Source organism: Microcystis sp. LEGE 00066 (assembly GCF_015207925.1).
Classification (GTDB): domain Bacteria; phylum Cyanobacteriota; class Cyanobacteriia; order Cyanobacteriales; family Microcystaceae; genus Microcystis; species Microcystis ichthyoblabe_A.
Window position 1 is genome coordinate 1 of the sequence record NZ_JADEVX010000380.1, and the last position, 1,096, is coordinate 1,096.

The window sequence follows — 1,096 nt, forward strand, 5'->3', positions numbered from 1 at the left end:
GTGGGGTGTGGGGTGTGGGGAGTTTTCTCAGTGAACTGATCACTGCTTAATGATTTGATAGCATGGAGGAAAACCTATAGAGGGTAAAGCGGTATGAGTAACTATAAAGATTCTTCTTCCATGCGCTATTTCTTGGCAGGATTAAAACCCTTTGCCCAACCTTTATTTTGGCTGCCCCTAGGAATATTTTCCTTAGCTCTCATTGCTTTCTCGATATATCAACAGAATCCTGAATGGTTGGGTTCGGTATTCGATACCCCAGGAAAGTCCTTGGAGGAACGCGAAATCGAGAGCAACAAGATTACCGATACTCCTCTCCCCACTGCCGTACCACTGCCGGCCATTCCTGCCAATAATAATACCGCTCGCCCGGGGAGACCGGCCTCGACGCAGCCTTTTGATCCTTTAAATACTAATCCCAATGACAACCAGAAACCCTCTTTATTCGCCCCGTTAATGCCGCCAGTCAAGCCAAATCCAGTACCGAATGCTAGTAAAGGTCTGCAACCGATTCAAGTGCAACCGATTAGTGGCAACACTAGCAATTATCCTTTACAGAGAGAAATCGAAAATCGCTCGCGGACTGCTAACTTGAATAATTATTCTAATCTCAACCCTGGGGGCAACCCGAATCAAGTCGCCCCCCAGGGAAATTATTCCCCTTATCAACAAAATGTTCGGACCCTACCCTCCTGGAATAATGCCAACCCTAACCCGGTCCCTGGCTCTAGCAACCAATCCAACTATTATCAACCCCCCGTATATCAGGCCCCCGTTTACGGCAATCAACCTAACGTCACTGGTTATCCCAATCAGGGAATGCCGCCCAACAATAATGGCACCCCCAATCAAGTTCCCCCTCAAAGTATTAACCGGGGTTTCTCCATCCAACAACCGATTAATACCCGGTCTTCTGGTTACTAGAAGGACTTAGATAGGGATTGCTGAATAAATCTAAAAACCTTGTTGGATAATATTTTTAGACTTTTTTGAAATCAAAAAGTACCAGCGATTGGAGTGATTGGGGGGAAAATTCAGGGACTTTTTCCCTGAAAATTAGGTAATTGACCGCCTGAAAATGGGTAAAACCCTACAC

The 1,096-nt window shown here is 45.8% G+C and carries 1 protein-coding gene; it reads left to right on the forward strand.

The genetic code is table 11. From position 1 onward, the window contains the following. The first annotated feature begins 93 nt into the window (after positions 1-93). Positions 94-924 (forward strand): hypothetical protein, encoded by an 831-nt coding sequence (locus tag IQ224_RS23665; protein ID WP_036399491.1) that lies wholly within the window; start codon positions 94-96, stop codon positions 922-924. Positions 925-1,096 lie beyond the last annotated feature (172 nt).